This window comes from Klebsiella sp. CTHL.F3a (assembly GCF_019890895.1).
Taxonomy (GTDB): domain Bacteria; phylum Pseudomonadota; class Gammaproteobacteria; order Enterobacterales; family Enterobacteriaceae; genus Klebsiella; species Klebsiella grimontii.
Map to the genome: position 1 here is coordinate 2,400,587 of NZ_CP082360.1, position 18,496 is coordinate 2,419,082.

The following is an 18,496-nucleotide window of genomic DNA, read 5'->3' on the forward strand; positions in this document are numbered from 1 at the left end:
GGCTCAGGCAAAAATGGTCATCAGGTAGGCGGCGAACAGCGCCAGGTGCGCCGCGCCGTTCAGCACGTTGGTGCGCCCGGTAGAGAACGAAATCTGGCACAGCAGCAGGGAGGCAACCATCACCACCATTTCCGGCGCGCCAAGGCCAAAGCGCAGTTCATTGCCGGTGAGGAAGGCGATAAGCGTTACTACCGGCACCGTCAGAGAAATGGTGGCCAGCACGGAGCCGAAGAACAGGTTCATCGCCCGCTGGACCTGATTGTTCAATACCGCTTTCAGCGCGCCAAGGCCTTCCGGAGAGAGGATCAGCAGCGCGACCAGGAAACCGGTAAAGGCCACGGGGGCGTTCATGCTGGTCAGCAACGTCTCAAGCGGATTAGCGTTCATTTTGGTTACGGCGATTACCGCAACCAGGTGTACCAGCAGCCAGGCGGTATGCCACTTGCTGCTATGCGCCGACGGTTTTCCGTGGTGCGGGTCATCGTCGTCGCCGTCATCTTCATGCTCGTAAACAAACAGGCTCTGGTGTGTTTTAGTTTGAATTAGCAGGAACACGCCGTACATGGCGGCGGAAATCAGCGCAACCAGCAGCGCCTGGCCGGTGGTGAAGTTAGCCCCGGGCAGCGCCATCGGGAAGACCAGCACGATAATCGCCAGTGGAAAAAGGGCGATCAGGTACTGTTTAAGGCCGAACAGATTCATATACTGGGTGGCGAATTTGCGCCCGCCCAACAATAAAGAAAAACCTACCAACCCGCCGGTGACAATCATGATGATTGAATAAAGCGTATCTCGCATCAGGGTCGGCGCGGCGTCGCCGGTGGCCATTAATGCGGAAATCAGGCTGACTTCGAGTATAACCACTGAAAGGCTTAAAATTAATGAGCCGTAGGGTTCGCCAAGGCGGTGCGCCAGAACGTCGGCGTGGCGAACAACGCTGAACGCGCTGCTCAGAATCCCGACCAGCGCCAGGATATTAATGGCAACGACCACTGGCAGTGACTGGCTGCTTCCCCAGAAAAACAGCACCGCCAGCGCCAGAACCGGAAAGGCGAGAGTGGTCTCCTTGTGGCGGGTTTTCACCGCCTCATGTGCATCGGTCATGAATTATCTCCAGGTATGCAGGTGTTATAATTATAGATACTTTAAGTTAATAAAATAACAGACATTGCGCGGACTATTTTGTTTTTTTACTTAAATTTACTACTCTGGCTCTATAAAAGTGGTAGATTGCCATAAAATGCGGTTACTATTTTTTTGTATTTATTATTCAGATAATTACTAAAACATCTTTCTCATTTATCTGTCGCCTTGCCAGCCGATTGAACCTCTACCAGACTCACTATTCACCCTTAAACCGGAGGTTGCCATGCCCTATAGCAACAAAAGTGAATTGCCCGACAGCGTTCAGCACGTTCTCCCCGCGCATGCCCAGGAGATTTACAAGGAAGCCTTTAACAGCGCCTGGGAACAGTATAAGCATAAAGAAGACCGACGCGATGACGCCACCCGTGAAGAGACGGCGCACAAAGTCGCCTGGGCGGCGGTGAAAAATGAGTACCAAAAAGGCGATGATGATAAGTGGCATAAGAAGAAGTAATCGCTCATGATACGCTCTCTGCTGCCTGAACCCTTGCCCGCGGCTCGTTCATTGCTTATTGTCGAATAAAGCTGGATAATAATTCGGCAATACTTCACGGATGGCACCAGATCATCGCCGGGAAGCGGGCAGTGGCGGAGGTAGTAGAAAGTGTTAACTCGTGATTTCTTACTGAATGCGGATTGTAAAACAGCGTTTGGCGCTATTGAGGAATCGCTTCTTTGGTCGGCAGAGCAGCGGGCAGCCTCTTTAGCGGCGACCCTGGCTTGTCGTCCGGACGATGGCTCGGTGTGGATCTTTGGCTACGGTTCGCTGATGTGGAACCCGGCGCTGGAGTATCGTGAATCCTGTACCGGTACCCTACCGGGCTGGCACCGCGCGTTTTGCCTGAGGCTCACCGCCGGGCGCGGTAGCGCAACTCAGCCTGGCCGTATGCTGGCGTTAAAAGAGGGCGGGCGTACCACCGGCGTCGCCTATCGCTTGCCTGATGAAACCCTGGAAGAAGAGCTGACCCTGCTGTGGAAGCGGGAGATGATCACCGGCTGCTACCTGCCGACCTGGTGCAAGCTGGATCTGGACGATGGCCGCACCGTCAACGCATTAGTTTTTATTATGGACCCGCGCCATCCGCTGTTTGAAGCCGATACCAGCGCGCAGGTCATTGCGCCGCTAATTGCACGCGCCAGCGGGCCGCTTGGCACCAACGCTCAGTATCTGTTCTCGCTCGATCAAGAGCTGCGGAAGCTCGGTATGCATGATGCCTGCCTCGACGATTTAGTCGGCAAGGTGCGTCATCTGCTAGGGGAAAGCAGCCAGCCCGGGCTGGCTTAAGAGTAGATCGCCCGGGTTTCCCCGGGCGTTTGCTATCAGGCGGGAACGTAGCTTATCGAGTGCTCCAGCGACTGGCTGTGGCTGTCGATAAGAACGTTCCAGGTGCCGCTGTAAGGCACGGTCAGATACGCGCTATCTCTGTCCTGTACGCTCAGAATATCCGCATGACTATCGCCAGGCACTTTGGCGCTCATCAGGTGAATGTGGCAGCGTTCGGAACAACGTACCACCAACGTATCACCGCCAAACAACGTTAAACTTGCTTTTACCATTGCCATTTAATCTTAACCCCGTTTCTGTCTACAGCATCCTGCCAGCCCATTAATCCGCGTGATATTGTTCACACTTTGCTCTGTGCATAACACCAAAGGGGAGGGAGGCGGATGCTGATTTTGATCAAAAAAAAGAATAAAGATTAAACAAAAATGACGTTGTTCCTGAAAGCTTTCAGCTGGCGTTGTTTTCGGTTAACAAACGCCGCCAGCTTAATATTTAATCCCGTTGAATGGTGGATTTTTAGAAGGTCAGGACTTTATCCGCCGCCAGCGTCCACTGCGCCAGCTCGACGAGGGTGCCAATCTCCACGCCATCAATCAGCGGCAGCGCGCCGACTCCCCGGCCATCGGCGCAGGTTTTACACAGCTTCACCGGCACGTTTTGCGCGGTGAGGATCTCCAGCATCTGCTGAATGTTGTAGCCTTCCGCAGGCTTCTGGCCGCGCAGGCCGGCGGTCACCGCATCGGACATTAAAAACAGCTTCAGTTCGAGGTCTGCCTGCTGCTCGCGCAGGGCGATAGCCAGGCGCAGGCTATTAAACAGGGATTCACTGCCGTAGGCGGCACCGTTCGCGATAATCACAATACGTTGCATAAGGACTCCTTCTATAAGGCACGGTTATTGCTTGGCTGAAGTATAAAGCGTTAAGCCGGGAGAGGGGTATGAATAATATGGCGAGCAATCCGCCTGAGGTGGTCGACTGGTTTGCGCGCGCGCGTCGCTTACAGAAGCAGCAGCTGCACCAGCTGGCGCAGCAGGGGGCGCTGGCAGGACAGATAAGCGCGCTGGTGCATATGCTGCAGTGCGAGCGCGGCGCGTCAAATATCTGGCTGTGCTCGGGCGGTAGACTGTATGCGGCGGAGTGCCGGGCGGGCGCGGCGCTGGTCGATGAGCAGATCACGCGGTTTTATGCGGCACTGGAGCCTGCACGCGATGCCGCCAGCAGCGCGCTATGTTGGCGCATTGCCTGCGCGGTGTGGTATCTGCCCCAGCTTGCGGCGCTGCGTAAACGCGTGCGTGACCGGGAGATTGCCGCCGAAGAGGCCACCGGGCAGTTTAGCCGCATTATCCGCCACCTGTTGAATATCATTCCGCAGCTCAACGACAGCATCGACGATCCGCAAATCGCCGGACGCATGGTTGCGCTTTACAGCTTTATGCAGGGAAAAGAGCTGGCTGGTCAGGAGCGCGCGCTGGGCGCGCTGGGCTTTGCCCGCGGGCAGTTCAGCGACGATCTGCGTCAGCAGCTGGTGGACCGCATCGACGGCCAGCAGCCCTGTTTCGACAGTTTTCAGGCCCTGGCCCAACCGCCGCAAACCGCCCTGTTCGCTGAACAGTGCCAGGCCAGCCTGGAGATTGAACAGCTACGGCGGATTGCCTGCACCCGTCAGCCGCCGGCGGACGAGGGAGAAACGGCGCTGCGCTGGTTTTGCGCTCAGACTCAGCGCCTCGAACAGCTGCGCGGCGTGGAAGAGCTGCTGATCGCTGATTTGCTTAATGCGGCGGACGCGCTGCTCGAGGGCGAAGCGCCGGAGGCTCAGCTGCCGCCCGCTGACTGGCAGGAGGAGAGTATTGCCCTGCGGCTGGATAAGCAGCTGTTGCCGCTGGTGCGCCAGCAGGCCCATGAGCTGCAGCAGCTCTCCGGCCAGCTTGCATCATTAAAAGATGCGCTTGAAGAGCGCAAGCTCATTGAAAAGGCCAAAAGCGTGCTGATGACCCACCAGGGAATGCAGGAGGAGCAGGCCTGGCAGGCGCTGCGTAAAATGGCGATGGACAAGAATCAGCGCATGGTTGAGATAGCCCGCGCGCTGCTGACGGTGAAGTCGCTATGGCGCGTAACCCCAAAGGAGTAGATGCACAATCAGCGGGCATTTATTGCCAGCCGACGGTGCATTTTTCGCTTTAAACGCGCCCGGGTAGTGAGCCAGGGCGCGTGAAATGGACTTCTGCAAAACTGGCATTAGCTTTGCATTAGATAAAATGAGTGAATAAAAGGTTTTGGGCAGCGCGCCAATGGCGGCGCGTATGTCCAGGGATAAAGGCGTCCAGCGGTGCGTAAGCACCGCCGGGCGCTTTTTTTTTGCGCGTTTCTGGAGCGGTTATGGGCGATAAGTTTTCGATTTCACGGCGGCGTTTATTACAGGCGGGGGCGGCGCTGGGCGGCGCGATGCTGCTCCCCGGCCTAATGCAGGCGGCGTGGGCGGCAGGGTCGGATAAACCAGAACAGACCACCGTGCGGGTGGGGTTTATTCCGCTAACCGACTGCGCTCCCTTAGCCATTGCCTCCCTGAAGGGGTTTGATAAAAAGCACGGTATTACCCTCGTGCCGAGCAAAGAGGCCAGCTGGGCGGCGGTGCGCGACAAGCTGGTCGCCGGAGAGCTCGATGCGGCGCACATTCTGTACGGCATGCTCTACGGCCTCGAGCTGGGTATCGCCAGTAAACCGCAGGCGATGGCCAACCTGATGACCCTTAACCGCAACGGCCAGGCGATTACGCTCTCCAGCGAGCTGCAGGAACAGGGTGTCACCGACCTGAGCGGACTAAAAAAACGGATCGGCCAGCAAGCGCCGGGCAGCTACACCTTCGCCCACACCTTTCCCACTGGTACCCACGCGATGTGGCTTTACTACTGGCTGGCGAGCGGCGGAATTAATCCCTTTGAGGATGTGCGCACCGTGGTAGTGCCGCCGCCGCAAATGGTGATGAACATGCGTATCGGCAATATGAGCGGCTTTTGCGTCGGCGAGCCGTGGAACGCGCGCGCCATTAACGATCGTATCGGCTTCACCGCCGCCACTTCTCAGGATATCTGGCCGGAGCACCCGGAAAAAATTCTCAGCACCCGCAGCGAATGGGTTACGCGTCATCCAAACACCGCGCGCGCGCTGGTGGCGGCGCTGATGGAGGCCCAGCGCTGGATTGAAGCCTCCGCCGACAACACCCGCGAAACGGCGCGTCTCCTTGCCAGACGCGCATGGCTGAACACCAAAGAGCAGTACCTCACCGGACGCATGCTCGGCGAATACGACAACGGTATCGGCCGCCGCTGGCAGGACGCGCACCCGATGCGCTTCTATGAACAGGGGGAAGTGAGTTTTCCGTGGCTCTCGGACGGCATGTGGTTTTTGACCCAGTTCCGCCGTTGGGGATTGCTGAAGTCGGCGCCGGATTATCTGGCGGTGGCCCAGCGCATTAACCGGATTGACGTCTGGAAAGAGGCCGCCCAGGCGGTCGGCGGCATCAGCGCGCCGACGCAGGCGATGCGCAGCAGTACGCTGATCGATGGCAAGGTCTGGAATGGGGTCGATCCGGAAGGTTACGCCCGCAGTTTCGCGATTCAACGTAAGGGGGCATGAGATGAAACACGCATATAAACCGCAACCGCCGGCCAGCGCCGATAAAGCGCCCGGCGAAATCATTACCCTGCCGCCGCTGCAGGTGCGCAAAACCACGCCTCCGCTCAGCCGCTGGCTGCGCGATGTTACCCAGCGTCTTCTGCCGCCGCTGCTCGGGCTGGGATTACTGCTGCTGGGCTGGCAGCTGGCGGCGATGAACAGCAAAGGTTTCCCGACCCCGCTTAGCACCCTGGATTCGGCGTTGACCATTTTTGCCGATCCGTTTTATCAGGACGGGCCCAACGATATGGGCATCGGCTGGAACGTGCTGGCGTCGTTGCAGCGGGTGGCGGTGGGATTTGGACTTGCCGCGCTGGCGGGAATTCCGCTCGGCTTCCTGATTGGCCGCTCACTGTTTTTCGCCCGGATGTTTAACCCGCTTATCGCACTGCTGCGCCCGGTGAGCCCGCTGGCCTGGCTGCCCATTGGTCTGCTGCTGTTCCAGAAAGCGGAACCGGCCTCCAGCTGGACCATTTTTATCTGCTCGATCTGGCCGATGGTGATTAACACCGCCGAGGGCGTGCGGCGTATTCCTGAGGATTACCTCAACGTCGCCCGGGTGCTGCAGCTTTCCGAATGGACGGTGATGCGCAAGATCCTCTTTCCGGCGGTATTGCCGGCGGTGCTGACCGGGGTTCGTCTCTCCATCGGTATCGCCTGGCTGGTGATTGTCGCCGCCGAAATGCTCACCGGCGGCTTAGGGATCGGCTTCTGGATCTGGAACGAGTGGAACAACCTCAACGTCGAAAACATCATCATCGCCATCGTCATTATCGGCGTGGTCGGGCTGCTGCTGGAACAGGGGCTAATGCTGCTCGCCCGTCGTTTTAGCTGGCAGGAAAAATAAGGAGTCGCAGATGAAACCATTAATTCAGGTCCAGGGCGTCAGCCAGCGTTTTAACACCGCCAGCGGCGAATTCCTGGCATTGCAGAACGTCTCCTTCGACATCTACGAAGGGGAAACCATCAGCCTGATCGGCCACTCCGGCTGCGGTAAATCAACCCTGCTGAATCTGATAGCCGGGATAGCCCTGCCGACGGAAGGCGGCCTGCTGTGCGACAACCGCGAAATCGCCGGGCCGGGGCCGGAACGCGCGGTGGTGTTTCAGAACCACTCCCTGCTGCCGTGGCTGACCTGCTTTGACAACGTGGCGCTGGCGGTGGACCAGGTCTTTCGCCGCAGCATGAGCAAAGGCGAGCGCCAGGAGTGGATTGAACACAACCTCGAGCGGGTACAGATGGGCCACGCCCTGCACAAGCGTCCGGGGGAGATCTCCGGTGGGATGAAGCAGCGCGTTGGCATTGCCAGGGCGCTGGCGATGAAACCGAAAGTGTTGCTGCTGGATGAACCCTTTGGCGCCCTTGATGCCCTGACGCGGGCGCATTTACAGGACGCGGTGATGCAGATCCAGCAATCATTGAATACCACCATCGTCATGATTACCCATGATGTGGATGAGGCGGTGCTGCTTTCCGACCGGGTGCTGATGATGACCAACGGACCGGCGGCGACGGTCGGGGAGATCCTCGACGTCAATCTGCCGCGACCGCGCAATCGCGTGCAGCTGGCGGACGACAGCCGCTATCACCATCTGCGCCAGCAGATCCTGCACTTCCTCTATGAAAAACAGCCGAAAGCGGCATAGGGGGCGGCGATGACGCGGCAACTGGTGATTATCGGCAATGGCATGGCGGCCACGCGTCTGGCGCAGGCGCTGGTGGAGCGGGATGCGCGGCGGTTTAGCATCACCATTATCGGCGATGAACCTTGCCAGGCCTATAACCGCATTCAGCTGTCGCCGGTGCTTGGCGCGGAGAAAACCGCAGGCGCGACGCGACTGCTGCCCGCAGAGTGGTATTCGCAACAGAACGTCACGGTACGTGCCGGTGAAACGGTTACGGCGGTGGATATGGCGGCGCGTACGCTGCAAACCAGCGCAGGCGAACTTGGCTGGGATGAACTGGTGTTTGCCACAGGTTCGCTGCCGTTTCTGCCGCCGCTGCCGGGCATCACGCTGCCGCACGTTTTTGCTTTCCGCACCCTGGCGGACGTTGAGGGCATCCTGGCCATCGACGGCCCGGCGGTGGTTATCGGCGGCGGCATTCTCGGCGTGGAGGCCGCCGCGGCGCTACGCCGTCATAGTGACAGTGTCACTTTACTGCACCGCGGAAACTGGCTGATGGAGCAGCAGACTGATGCCTTTGCTGGCGAACAGCTGCAAATACTGCTCGCCGAGCGTGGGATCGGCTGCGTGATGGAGAGCCGTATCGCCGCCATTGATGAACGTCAGGTACTGCTGGAGGACGGGCGCGCGTTTGCCGCCTCGCGGGTGGTACTGGCGACCGGCGTGCAGCCGAACAAAGGGCTGGCCGAGCGCAGCGGGCTGGCGTGCGGTCGCGGAATTCTCGTCGATCGCCGGCTGGCAACCGCGCAGCCGGGGGTTAGCGCCCTCGGCGAGTGTTGTGAAATCGACGGTCAGACCTGGGGGCTGGTGGCGCCGTGCCTGCGTCAGGCGGAGGTGCTGGCGGATCGCCTGTGCGCGATCCCTGGCGAGGATTTCAGCTGGCAGGATAGCGGCACCCGCCTGAAGGTCACCGGCATTGAACTGTTCAGCGCCGGCGCGCTGCGGGCCGATGAGCAGGATGACGTATATACCAGTTGGGATCCGCTGGACCGCCACTACCGTCGCCTGCTGCTGCGCGACGGCAAGCTGCGCGGCGTACTGCTGCTCGGTGATTGCAGTAGCGCCGCGCCCCTGACCGCTCTGCTGGGGGCGCATGCGCCAGCGCCGGCAGAGTGGCTCTTCAATCCCTCTTCAACGATGCAGCCGCGCGCTGCGGGACAAACGACGATGACAAAACCTGTATTAGTGCTGGTCGGACACGGTATGGTCGGCCACCATTTTCTTGAGCAATGCGTCAGCCGTGACCTTCACCAACAGTACCGGATTGTGGTGTTCTGCGAGGAGCGCTATGCCGCCTACGACCGGGTTCATCTGACGGAATATTTCGCCGGACGCAGCGCGGAATCCCTGTCGCTGGTGGAAGGGGATTTTTTTACTCAGCACGGTATTGAGCTGCGCCTGAGCGAATCGGTCGCCAGCATCGACCGCGAAGCGCGGGTGGTGCGCGATGCCTTCGGCCACGAAACCCACTGGGATAAGCTGGTGCTGGCGACGGGCTCTTACCCGTTTGTTCCGCCGGTGCCGGGCCATAATCTTGAGGGCTGTTTTGTTTACCGTACGCTGGACGACCTCGACCAGATTGCCGCCCGCGCCGCAACCGCCCAACGGGGCGTGGTGATCGGCGGCGGCCTGCTCGGGCTGGAAGCGGCCAACGCGCTGAAGCAACTGGGGCTGGAAACTCACGTTGTCGAGTTTGCGCCGAACCTGATGGCGGTGCAGCTGGACAACGGCGGCGCGGCGATGCTGCGGGAAAAAATTAGCGAGCTGGGCGTCGGAGTGCATACCAGCAAGGCGACGACGGAAATTGTTCGCAATGAGCAGGGGCTGCAGCTGAACTTCGCCGACGGCAGCTCGCTGGCGACCGATATGCTGGTGTTCTCCGCCGGTATTCGCCCGCAGGACGCGCTGGCGCGCAGCGGCGGACTGAGCGTAGGCGAACGCGGCGGGATTTGCATCGACAACCAGTGCCGCACCTCCGACCCGGACGTGCTGGCGATCGGCGAATGCGCCTTGTGGGACAACAAAATTTATGGTCTGGTGGCGCCAGGCTATCAGATGGCGCGCGCCGCGGCGGCTACCCTGGCGGGCGAAGCGGGCAGCTTTAGCGGCGCGGATATGAGCACTAAGCTGAAGCTGCTGGGCGTTGATGTCGCCTCGTTCGGCGACGCCCAGGGGCGTACCCCGGGCTGTCAGAGCTATCAGTGGACTCATGGGCCGCAGCAGATCTACAAAAAAATCGTGGTCAGCGCGGATGGCAAAAACCTGCTAGGCGGAGTGCTGGTCGGGGATGCCAGCGACTACGCCACGCTGCTACAGATGATGCTTAACGGGATGGCTTTACCCAAACACCCGGAAAGCCTGATCCTTCCAGCGCTGGAGGGTGCCGCGCCGAAGGCGCTCGGGGTCGCGGCGCTGCCGGACGGCGCGCAGATTTGCTCCTGTCACAACGTCAGCAAAGGCGATATCTGCCAGGCGGTGAGCGGCGGCGCGGGCGACATGGCGGCGATAAAAAGCTGCACCAAAGCGGCGACCGGCTGCGGCGGCTGTAGCGCGCTGGTGAAACAGGTGATGGAGTACCAGCTTGCCGAGCAGGGCGTCGAAGTCAAAAAGGATATCTGCGAGCACTTTCCGTGGTCGCGCCAGGAGATCTATCACCTGGTACGCGTCAACCATATCCGCACCTTCGAACAGCTGATTGCCCGTTATGGACACGGCCACGGCTGTGAGGTCTGTAAACCTCTGGTGGCTTCGGTGCTGGCCTCCTGTTGGAATGAATATCTGCTGAAGCCGGCACATCTGCCGCTTCAGGACACCAACGATCGCTACTTCGCCAATATACAGAAAGACGGCACCTATTCGGTGGTACCGCGCATGGCGGCAGGAGAGGTGACGCCCGACGGTCTGATTGCGATCGGCCAGATCGCCAAACGCTATCAGCTGTACAGTAAAGTGACCGGCGGTCAGCGTATCGACCTGTTCGGCGCGCGCCTGGAGCAGCTCCCGGCAATCTGGCGCGAGCTGGCCGAGGCGGGATTTGAAACCGGCCACGCCTACGGCAAATCCCTGCGGACGGTGAAATCCTGCGTCGGTTCGACCTGGTGCCGCTACGGCGTCCAGGATTCCACCGGCCTGGCGGTCACCCTCGAACATCGCTACAAGGGGCTGCGCGCGCCGCACAAAATTAAAATGGCCGTCTCCGGCTGTACCCGTGAATGCGCGGAAGCCCAGGGGAAAGATATTGGGGTTATCGCCACGGAGAAGGGATGGAACCTGTACGTTTGCGGTAACGGTGGCATGAAACCGCGCCATGCCGACCTGTTCGCCAGCGATCTTGATGAAGCCACGCTTATCCGCAGTATTGACCGGCTGCTGATGTTCTACATTCGTACCGCCGATCGCCTGCAGCGCACCAGTACCTGGATGGATAACCTTGAAGGCGGGGTCGACTATCTGCGCGAGGTAATCCTCGAAGACAGCCTTGGCATCGGCGAAGAGCTGGAGCAGGAGATGATGCGGGTGGTCGAGAGCTACCAGTGTGAATGGCAAACCACCCTTAACGATCCGCAGCGGCTGGCGCTGTTCCGCTCCTACGTGAACAGCGATGAACCGGACGAAACCGTACAGCGGCAAACCCTGCGCGGCCAGCCGCAGCTGGCCCCCTTCGCGGCGCAGGGCGAACCGACGCTGCCGTCCCGCCCGTGGCAGGTTATTTGCGATCTCGACGCCATCCCGCAGCAGGCGGGGATTGGCGCGCGGCTCGGCGAGCGGCAGATTGCGCTGTTCCGCTTTGGCGATCAGGTGTATGCCCTTGATAACCTTGAGCCAGGCAGCGAGGCCAACGTTCTGTCGCGCGGTCTGCTTGGCGATGCGGGCGGCGAGCCGATCGTGATTTCGCCTCTGTATAAGCAGCGTATCCGTCTGCGCGATGGCCGCCAGTGCGACGGCAGCGAACAGGCGGTGCGCGCCTGGCCGGTTAAAGTGGAGAACGGCAAGGTGTGGGTTGGCAACCAGCAGCTGCTGGCGCGCGCGGAGGCCTCTTGATGACGGAAACCAGAACCACATGCCCCTATTGCGGAGTTGGCTGCGGGGTTATCGCCAGTAGGGGACCTTACGGTCAGGTTACCGTGCGCGGCGATGAGCAGCACCCGGCAAACTTTGGCCGCCTGTGCGTTAAGGGAGCGGCGCTGGGCGAAACCGTCGGCCTGGAGGGGCGAATGTTATTCCCGGAAGTCGACGGCGAACGCGCGACCTGGCCGCAGGCGCTGGCGGCGGCAGGTTCGCGCCTGCGGGAGATTCTCGATCGGCACGGGCCTCAGGCGGTGGCGTTTTACGCCTCCGGCCAGTTGCTGACCGAGGACTACTACGCGGCGAATAAGCTGATGAAGGGGTTTATCGGCGCGGCGAATATCGATACCAATTCGCGGCTGTGTATGTCTTCAGCGGTGACCGGCTACAAACGGGCGCTGGGCGCTGATGTGGTGCCGTGCAGCTATGAGGACGTGGAAAACAGCGATCTGGTGGTGCTGGTCGGGTCAAACGCCGCCTGGGCGCATCCGGTGCTTTATCAGCGGCTGGCGCAGGCGAAGCGCGACAATCCGCAGATGCGGGTAGTGGTCATCGATCCGCGTCGGACCGCCACCTGCGATATCGCTGACCGACATCTGGCGCTGGCCCCCGGCAGCGACGGCGGGCTCTTTGTCGGCCTGCTGAACGCCATTGCCGCCAGCGGCGTCATCAGCGACGATTTTAGTGATGCCCAGCGGGCGCTGGCCATCGCCCAGGACTGGGACCTCGACAAAGTGGCGCAGTTCTGCGGCCTGCCGCGACAACAGATCGCCGATTTCTACCGCGAGTTTATCGCCGCCCCGCGCGCCATCACGCTCTATACCATGGGAATCAATCAATCCGCCAGCGGCAGCGATAAATGTAACGCTATCATCAACGTACACCTGGCCTGCGGTAAATACGGGCGTCCGGGCTGCGGACCGTTTTCGCTGACTGGTCAACCCAACGCCATGGGGGGGCGCGAAGTGGGCGGCCTGGCGACCATGCTGGCGGCGCATATGAACTTTGAACCCGATGATTTACGGCGCCTGGCGCGATTCTGGGGCAGCGAACGTCTGGCGCAAACGCCGGGGCTGACGGCGGTGGATCTGTTCGCCGCCATTGGCCGCGGCGAGGTAAAAGCGGTGTGGATTATGGGCACCAATCCGGTGGTGTCGCTGCCGGACAGCCACGCGGTAAGCGAAGCGCTGGCGCGGTGTCCGCTGGTCATCGTTTCCGACGTCGCCGCCGCTACCGATACCGGACGCTTCGCCCATATCCGTTTTCCCGCGCTGGCGTGGGGAGAGAAGAGCGGCACGGTGACCAACTCCGAACGGCGGATCTCCCGCCAGCGTGCTTTCATGCCGCCGCCGGGAGAGGCCAGGGCCGACTGGTGGATCGTCGCCCGCGTGGCCGAGGCGCTGGGCTTCGGTTCCGCCTTTGCCTGGCAGCATCCGCACGAGGTGTTCAGCGAACACGCCGCGCTTTCAGGATATGAAAACGATGGCCAGCGGGCGTTTGATATCGGCGGACTGGCGGATCTTAGCCGCGAAGCGTGGGATGCGCTGGAACCGGTGCGCTGGCCGGTGAGCCGCAGTGAAGCAGCCTGGAGTGTGCATAAGGGCTGGCATCGCGACGGTAAACTGCGGATGGTGCCGGTCGCACCGCAACCTACCCGGGCGACCACCGATGCGTTCTATCCGCTGATCCTCAACAGCGGGCGGATTCGCGATCAGTGGCACACCATGACCCGCACCGGCGCGGTGCCGCGTCTGATGCAGCATATTAACGAGCCGGTGGTAGAGGTCGCGCCGGCGGACGCGGAGCGCTATCACCTGCTGGAAGGCGAACTGGCGCGGGTCCGCTCACCGAATGGGGTGATGGTAGCAAAAGTGACGATCGGCGACGGTCAGCGGCCCGGATCGCTGTTTGTGCCGATGCACTGGAATAATCAGTTTGCTCGCCAGGGACGGGTGAATAACCTGCTGACGGCGGTCACCGACCCGCACTCCGGGCAGCCGGAAAGTAAACAGACGGCGGTGGCGATAGCCGCCTGGTTGCCGGCGTGGAAAGGCGAGCTTTTTTCACGCCAACCGGTTCCGCTCCCCGCTTCGCTGCACTGGCGGCGGCGGGCGGCGCAGGGCATTATCCATCTTTCGCTGGCGGGGGATATCTGCTCCCGCGACTGGCTGGTGGAGTGGTGCCAGCAGCAGGGATGGCAGATGCAGGTAGCCGAGGGCGGCAAGGTCTGGAACCTGTTGGCGTGGCGGGAGGGAGAGCTGATGCTCGGCTGGTGGAGCGACGCCAGCGAGCCGCCTATCGATGCCGAATGGATTTACGCTGCGTTTCACGTCCCGCCGCAGAACGCCGTCCAGCGCCACGCGTTATTAAGCGGCAGAAAGGGCGGCGATGAGATGCCGCGCGGGCGTATTATTTGTAGCTGCTTTAGCGTGGGCGAACGGGCGATAGGCGAAGCTATCGCCGGCGGCTGCCATACACCCGGCGCGCTGGGGGGGAAACTGAAATGCGGCACCAACTGCGGCTCCTGCATCCCGGAACTGAAAGCGCTGCTGGCGGCGAAGCTGGCGCAGGCCTGAGATTCAGCATATTCCTGGAATCGTCCTCAGGGCTGCGGGGGAGCGCAAAAAACGATAAACTCATGTTTTGCCGCCACCACTTCGTGAGTAGATGTAACCGATTTGAGCTCTCTGCCGTTCCGCGTAACCCCGTTTTTACCGCTTCTCCTGCTGCTGACAGGCATGCCCGCCCGCGCGCTGCAGGATAACCAGGCGTTCTCTAAGGGTCCTGAGACCTTACCCGACCTCGGCCTTGCGCCGCAGGTGGATGACGACGCAAAGCACTTTGCCGAGATGGCGAAAAAATTTGGCGAAGCCAGTATGAGCGATAACGGGCTGACAACCAGCGAACAGGCGCGAGTATTTGCCATCGGTAAGCTGGGGAACGAGGTCAGCCACCAGCTGGAGAATTGGCTTTCGCCATGGGGCAACGCCAACGTCGATCTACTGGTCGATAAAGAGGGAAATTTTACCGGCAGTAAGGGGAGCTGGTTTGTCCCGTTGCAGGATAACGGCGACTACCTTACCTGGAATCAGTACTCGGTCACCCAGCGGGATACGGGGCTGGTCGGCAATATTGGTCTCGGGCAGCGCTGGCGGATGGGCTCCTGGCTGCTGGGCTACAACTCTTTCTACGATAAAGCCCTGGACGATCGCATGGCGCGCGGCAGCGTCGGGGCCGAAGCCTGGGGCGAGTCGCTGCGCCTGTCGGCAAACTACTACCAACCGCTCGGCGGCTGGCAGCAGGGGAGTAGCCTGACCCAGCAGCAGCGCATGGCGAACGGCTACGATGTGACCGCCCAGGCGCGGCTGCCGTTTTATCAGCACATTAATACCAGCGTCAGCGTGGAGCAGTATTTTGGCGATAGCGTCGATCTGTTCCATTCGGGTACCGGCTACCACAACCCGGTCGCGGTGTCGGTGGGGCTGAATTACACTCCGGTTCCGCTGGTGACGGTGACGGCTAAGCATAAGCAGGGCGAGAGCGGCGTCAGCCAAAATGATGTCGGGCTGAAGCTGAACTATCGCTTCGGCGTCCCGCTTAAGCAGCAGCTGGCGGCCGATGAAGTCGCCGTTAGCCGATCGCTTCGCGGCAGCCGCTACGACAGCCCGGAACGCGATAACCTACCGGTAGTTGAATATCGCCAGCGTAAAACGCTGTCGGTTTATCTGGCGACGCCGCCCTGGGATCTTCAGCCGGGGGAGACGGTGCAGCTAAAACTACAGATTCGTAGCCTGCACGGCATTAAGTCGCTGAGCTGGCAGGGGGATACCCAGGCGCTAAGCCTGACCTCGCCGATTGAAGCCAACAGTACGGACGGCTGGACCGTGATTATGCCGCGCTGGAGCAGCGAAGCCGGGGCGAGCAACCGCTGGCATCTTTCGCTGGTGGTGGAGGATAAAACGGGTCAGCGCGTCTCATCCAATGAGATCGCACTGGCGCTGACGGAGCCGTTGGTACACGTACCGGCCGAGGGCGTTTCGTGGCCGCAACAGCCCTAGAATACCCGTTCCTGATGGACCCAAACCGCCGCTTCCACGCGCGATTTTAGCTTCATTTTCTTCAGCATATGCTTAACGTGCACTTTGACGGTGCTTTCGGTGATATCCAGACGGCGGGCGATCATTTTATTCGGCAGGCCCTGGGCAATCAGCTTGAGAATGTCGCGCTCGCGCGGGGTCAGCTGGCTGATGTCGCGGTCCGAGGTGGCGCGATTGGCGCGCAGGCTGGCCGCCAGTACCGGGGTTAACGCTTCGCTGAGCACCATTTCGCCCGCCGCCGCCTGCTGCAGCGCTTTCAGCAGATCTTCCGGTTCCATATCCTTCAGCAGATAGCCGTCGGCGCCGCGTTTCAGGGCGGTCACCACATCTTCTTCATGATTGGAAACGCTAAATACCACCACGCGGCCGGAAAGCGTCTTCTCGCGCAGCTTGTCGAGGGTTTCCAGACCGTTCATGCCCGGCATATTGAGATCCAGCAGAATTAAATCCGGATCTAAGGCTTCCGCCATCGCAATACCCTGCTCGCCGTTGCTGGCTTCACCGATCACCTGGATATCCGGCGCCATGCTGATCAGCTGTTTGACGCCGGTGCGCAGCATGGGGTGGTCGTCGATGAGAAGGATGGTTGCCCGTTCCTGTTGACTCATGGAGTTCTCCTTATTGAATTGAAAACGATTTTTCAGGGATAAAAGTGACCACCACTTCGGTTCCGCCGGTTTCCCGACGCCGGACCTGGCAGTCCCCGCGCAGGCTCTGCGCGCGATCGCGCATGATAATCAAGCCGTAGTGGTTGCTGCGTTCCGCGTGGTCCGGCACACCGCGGCCGTTATCGGCGACCACCAGGCGGACCTGATTGTCCCGCAGCGTCACGCTGACGCTGACCTCAGTGGCGCTTGCGTGCTTCAGCGCGTTGCTAAGCGCTTCCCGGGCGATTTGCAGCAGATGAATGGCCTGGTGTGACGGCACAAAACGCGGCGGCAGCTGGTAATCCAGGCGCACCGTAAAACCGAAGTGGGCGCTGTATTCCTGGCAACTGGCCTCCAGCGCCGGGCGCAGCCCCGGCTCGGTGAGCTGTAGCCGGAAGGTCGTCAGCAGTTCGCGCAGCTGGGCCCAGGAGGTATTGAGTTCATTTCGAATTTGCCCCAGCAGCTGGCGACTCGCTTCCGGCAGATCGTCGCCCTGCATCTGCAGGCAGCTGACCTGCATTTTCATACAGGAGAGCGACTGGGCGATGGAGTCGTGGAGTTCCCGGGCGATGGTGGCGCGCTCCTCCATGACGATAAGCTGCTGCTGGCGCTCCTGATGCCGGTCAAGGGCGAGGGTGCCGGTGAGTTGCTCCACCAGCGTATCCACCAGCTGCTGCTGATCGTGGCTCAGATGCCGCCCGGCGGGCAGGGTGGCCAGCAGAATACCGTACTGATTATGGGCATCCGACAGCCGCCATTTTAAGGTGGTGCCGGTATCTGGCAGCGGCGGCAGGTCACGCGGGCAGAGGTAGCAGCCTCTGTCGTCACACTGAATATCGGAGTGGCAGGAAAACTCCTGATGATTGTCTTCATCTTCGAGGTCGTAAACGCGAACTTCAATATCGCGCAGCAGGGTTAACCCCTGCAGCCCGTTCAGAACCGGAGAAATGCGCTCGCAGAGCGGCGCGTTCGAGTGCAGACGGCGGTTGGCTTGCCACAGGAAGGCGAGGATCTCGTTTTTCTGCTCCAGGCCCGCGGTTTTTTCCTGCACCCGGCGTTCCAGCACCGAATAGCTCTCTGCCAGCTCTTCAGACATATTGTTCAGCGCCATGCCGAGCGTCGCCATCTCGTTGCGCCCGCTAATCTGCGCGCGCTGGGTAAAATCGCGTCGGCTTACCGCGCGGGCCATACCCAGTAGCTGTTTCCACGGGCGCAACAGGCGCGCGCGCAGCCAGACGATGGTGAACACCAGCAGCAGCGCCATTCCTACGGCCATGATGCGCTGGATCCAGACAACGTGTTTAATTCGCTCTTCGGTGGTGTGATCGAAGGCGGTAACCAACTGGTCTATACGGTCGACAAACCCGGCGACATCGGTCGCTACCGAGGCCTGGTTTTGCGCGTTGCGCATGCCCGGCGCCAGCTCCAACTGCCAGTAGTGCTGCAGCGCCTGGAGCTGCCGCTGCTGATCGTCATGGCGCGCGGCGTACTGCAGTTCCGGGCTAAAGACGGTTGTCGTCATTTCATCCAGCAGCTTTTCATCGTTTTCGCCCAGCGGCACAGCCGCCAGCAGGCGATAGCTCTGCATGCGCAGCGAACCGGCTTTGTTAATGGCGTGCGCGCTGCCCTGGACGCCGTGCACCAGGCGAGAAGAGATCGCCATTCCGGCGACGCCGATGATGGTAGCCAGCAGAACGATCAGCGCGAGTTGATTCACCAGCGTCAGCGGCGTAAAAAGACGTTTCAACATGGGGTACGGGGCTCCTGACCGGCAAATTATCCGGGAGTGGCGCTTATTCTCGGCCATCCCCCGGAGTATACCCATACCCCTAAAGGATTACCCCTTAATTGTCAGGGTGGGGTGGGCTGGTGGCAGGCGTTCGGGTAATTCCAGCACT

At 60.6% G+C, this 18,496-nt stretch carries 14 protein-coding genes; 9 read left to right on the forward strand and 5 right to left on the reverse strand.

The window, feature by feature from the left end; genetic code table 11:
- Window positions 1-3 precede the first annotated feature (3 nt).
- Window positions 4-1,104 carry a sodium-potassium/proton antiporter ChaA gene (gene chaA, locus K7H21_RS11280; RefSeq protein WP_004121802.1) on the reverse strand — a complete coding sequence of 367 codons (1,101 nt, stop codon included), beginning with the start codon at window positions 1,102-1,104 and terminating at the stop codon, window positions 4-6.
- 265 nt (window positions 1,105-1,369) lie between these two features.
- Here chaA and chaB point away from each other — a divergent pair, with 265 nt between their 5' ends.
- A complete protein-coding gene (gene chaB, locus K7H21_RS11285) occupies window positions 1,370-1,600 on the forward strand; it encodes a putative cation transport regulator ChaB (protein WP_004121799.1) in 231 nt (76 codons plus the stop codon).
- 150 nt (window positions 1,601-1,750) lie between these two features.
- Window positions 1,751-2,431 carry a gamma-glutamylcyclotransferase gene (locus K7H21_RS11290; protein ID WP_004121796.1) on the forward strand — a complete coding sequence of 227 codons (681 nt, stop codon included), beginning with the start codon at window positions 1,751-1,753 and terminating at the stop codon, window positions 2,429-2,431.
- A 35-nt stretch (window positions 2,432-2,466) separates the two neighbouring features.
- On the opposite strand, the gene K7H21_RS11295 is transcribed toward K7H21_RS11290, so the two are convergent.
- Together K7H21_RS11295 and K7H21_RS11300 are read right to left on the reverse strand one after the other, a co-directional pair.
- Window positions 2,467-2,709: a DUF1883 domain-containing protein gene (locus tag K7H21_RS11295; protein WP_002910387.1), complete on the reverse strand. Its 243-nt coding sequence runs from the start codon at window positions 2,707-2,709 to the stop codon at window positions 2,467-2,469.
- A 238-nt stretch (window positions 2,710-2,947) separates the two neighbouring features.
- Complete coding sequence (locus tag K7H21_RS11300; protein ID WP_004121785.1) at window positions 2,948-3,301, reverse strand: DsrE/DsrF/TusD sulfur relay family protein; 354 nt, start codon at window positions 3,299-3,301, stop codon at window positions 2,948-2,950.
- Window positions 3,302-3,369: 68 nt separating this feature from the next.
- On the opposite strand from K7H21_RS11300, the gene nasR reads away from it, so the two are divergent.
- The 7 genes from nasR (at window position 3,370) to K7H21_RS11335 (ending at window position 15,912) form a co-directional block, all read left to right on the forward strand.
- Window positions 3,370-4,560, forward strand: a complete 1,191-nt coding sequence (nasR, locus tag K7H21_RS11305) for a nitrate regulatory protein NasR (RefSeq protein ID WP_087828965.1) — start codon at window positions 3,370-3,372, stop codon at window positions 4,558-4,560.
- 248 nt (window positions 4,561-4,808) lie between these two features.
- Window positions 4,809-6,065, forward strand: a complete 1,257-nt coding sequence (locus K7H21_RS11310) for a CmpA/NrtA family ABC transporter substrate-binding protein (protein WP_223035782.1) — start codon at window positions 4,809-4,811, stop codon at window positions 6,063-6,065.
- Between the two features lies 1 nt (window position 6,066).
- Window positions 6,067-6,951, forward strand: coding sequence for a nitrate ABC transporter permease (ntrB, locus tag K7H21_RS11315; RefSeq protein ID WP_004121776.1), 885 nt, complete (start codon window positions 6,067-6,069; stop codon window positions 6,949-6,951).
- Between the two features lie 10 nt (window positions 6,952-6,961).
- Window positions 6,962-7,750, forward strand: coding sequence for an ABC transporter ATP-binding protein (locus tag K7H21_RS11320; protein ID WP_004121766.1), 789 nt, complete (start codon window positions 6,962-6,964; stop codon window positions 7,748-7,750).
- A 9-nt stretch (window positions 7,751-7,759) separates the two neighbouring features.
- Entirely contained in the window at window positions 7,760-11,830 is a 4,071-nt protein-coding gene (nirB, locus tag K7H21_RS11325; RefSeq protein WP_142470081.1) for a nitrite reductase large subunit NirB, read from the forward strand.
- Window positions 11,830-14,430, forward strand: coding sequence for a nitrate reductase (locus K7H21_RS11330; protein WP_223035783.1), 2,601 nt, complete (start codon window positions 11,830-11,832; stop codon window positions 14,428-14,430). The genes nirB and K7H21_RS11330 overlap by 1 nt, the downstream gene beginning before the upstream one ends.
- A 162-nt stretch (window positions 14,431-14,592) precedes the next feature.
- Window positions 14,593-15,912 (forward strand): YchO/YchP family invasin, encoded by a 1,320-nt coding sequence (locus K7H21_RS11335; RefSeq protein WP_142445660.1) that lies wholly within the window; start codon window positions 14,593-14,595, stop codon window positions 15,910-15,912.
- Here K7H21_RS11335 and narL read toward each other — a convergent pair.
- A complete protein-coding gene (gene narL, locus K7H21_RS11340; RefSeq protein ID WP_004121757.1) occupies window positions 15,909-16,559 on the reverse strand; it encodes a two-component system response regulator NarL in 651 nt (216 codons plus the stop codon). The genes K7H21_RS11335 and narL overlap by 4 nt on opposite strands.
- A 10-nt stretch (window positions 16,560-16,569) precedes the next feature.
- Entirely contained in the window at window positions 16,570-18,348 is a 1,779-nt protein-coding gene (narX, locus tag K7H21_RS11345; protein WP_004121755.1) for a nitrate/nitrite two-component system sensor histidine kinase NarX, read from the reverse strand.
- Window positions 18,349-18,496: the final 148 nt, after the last annotated feature.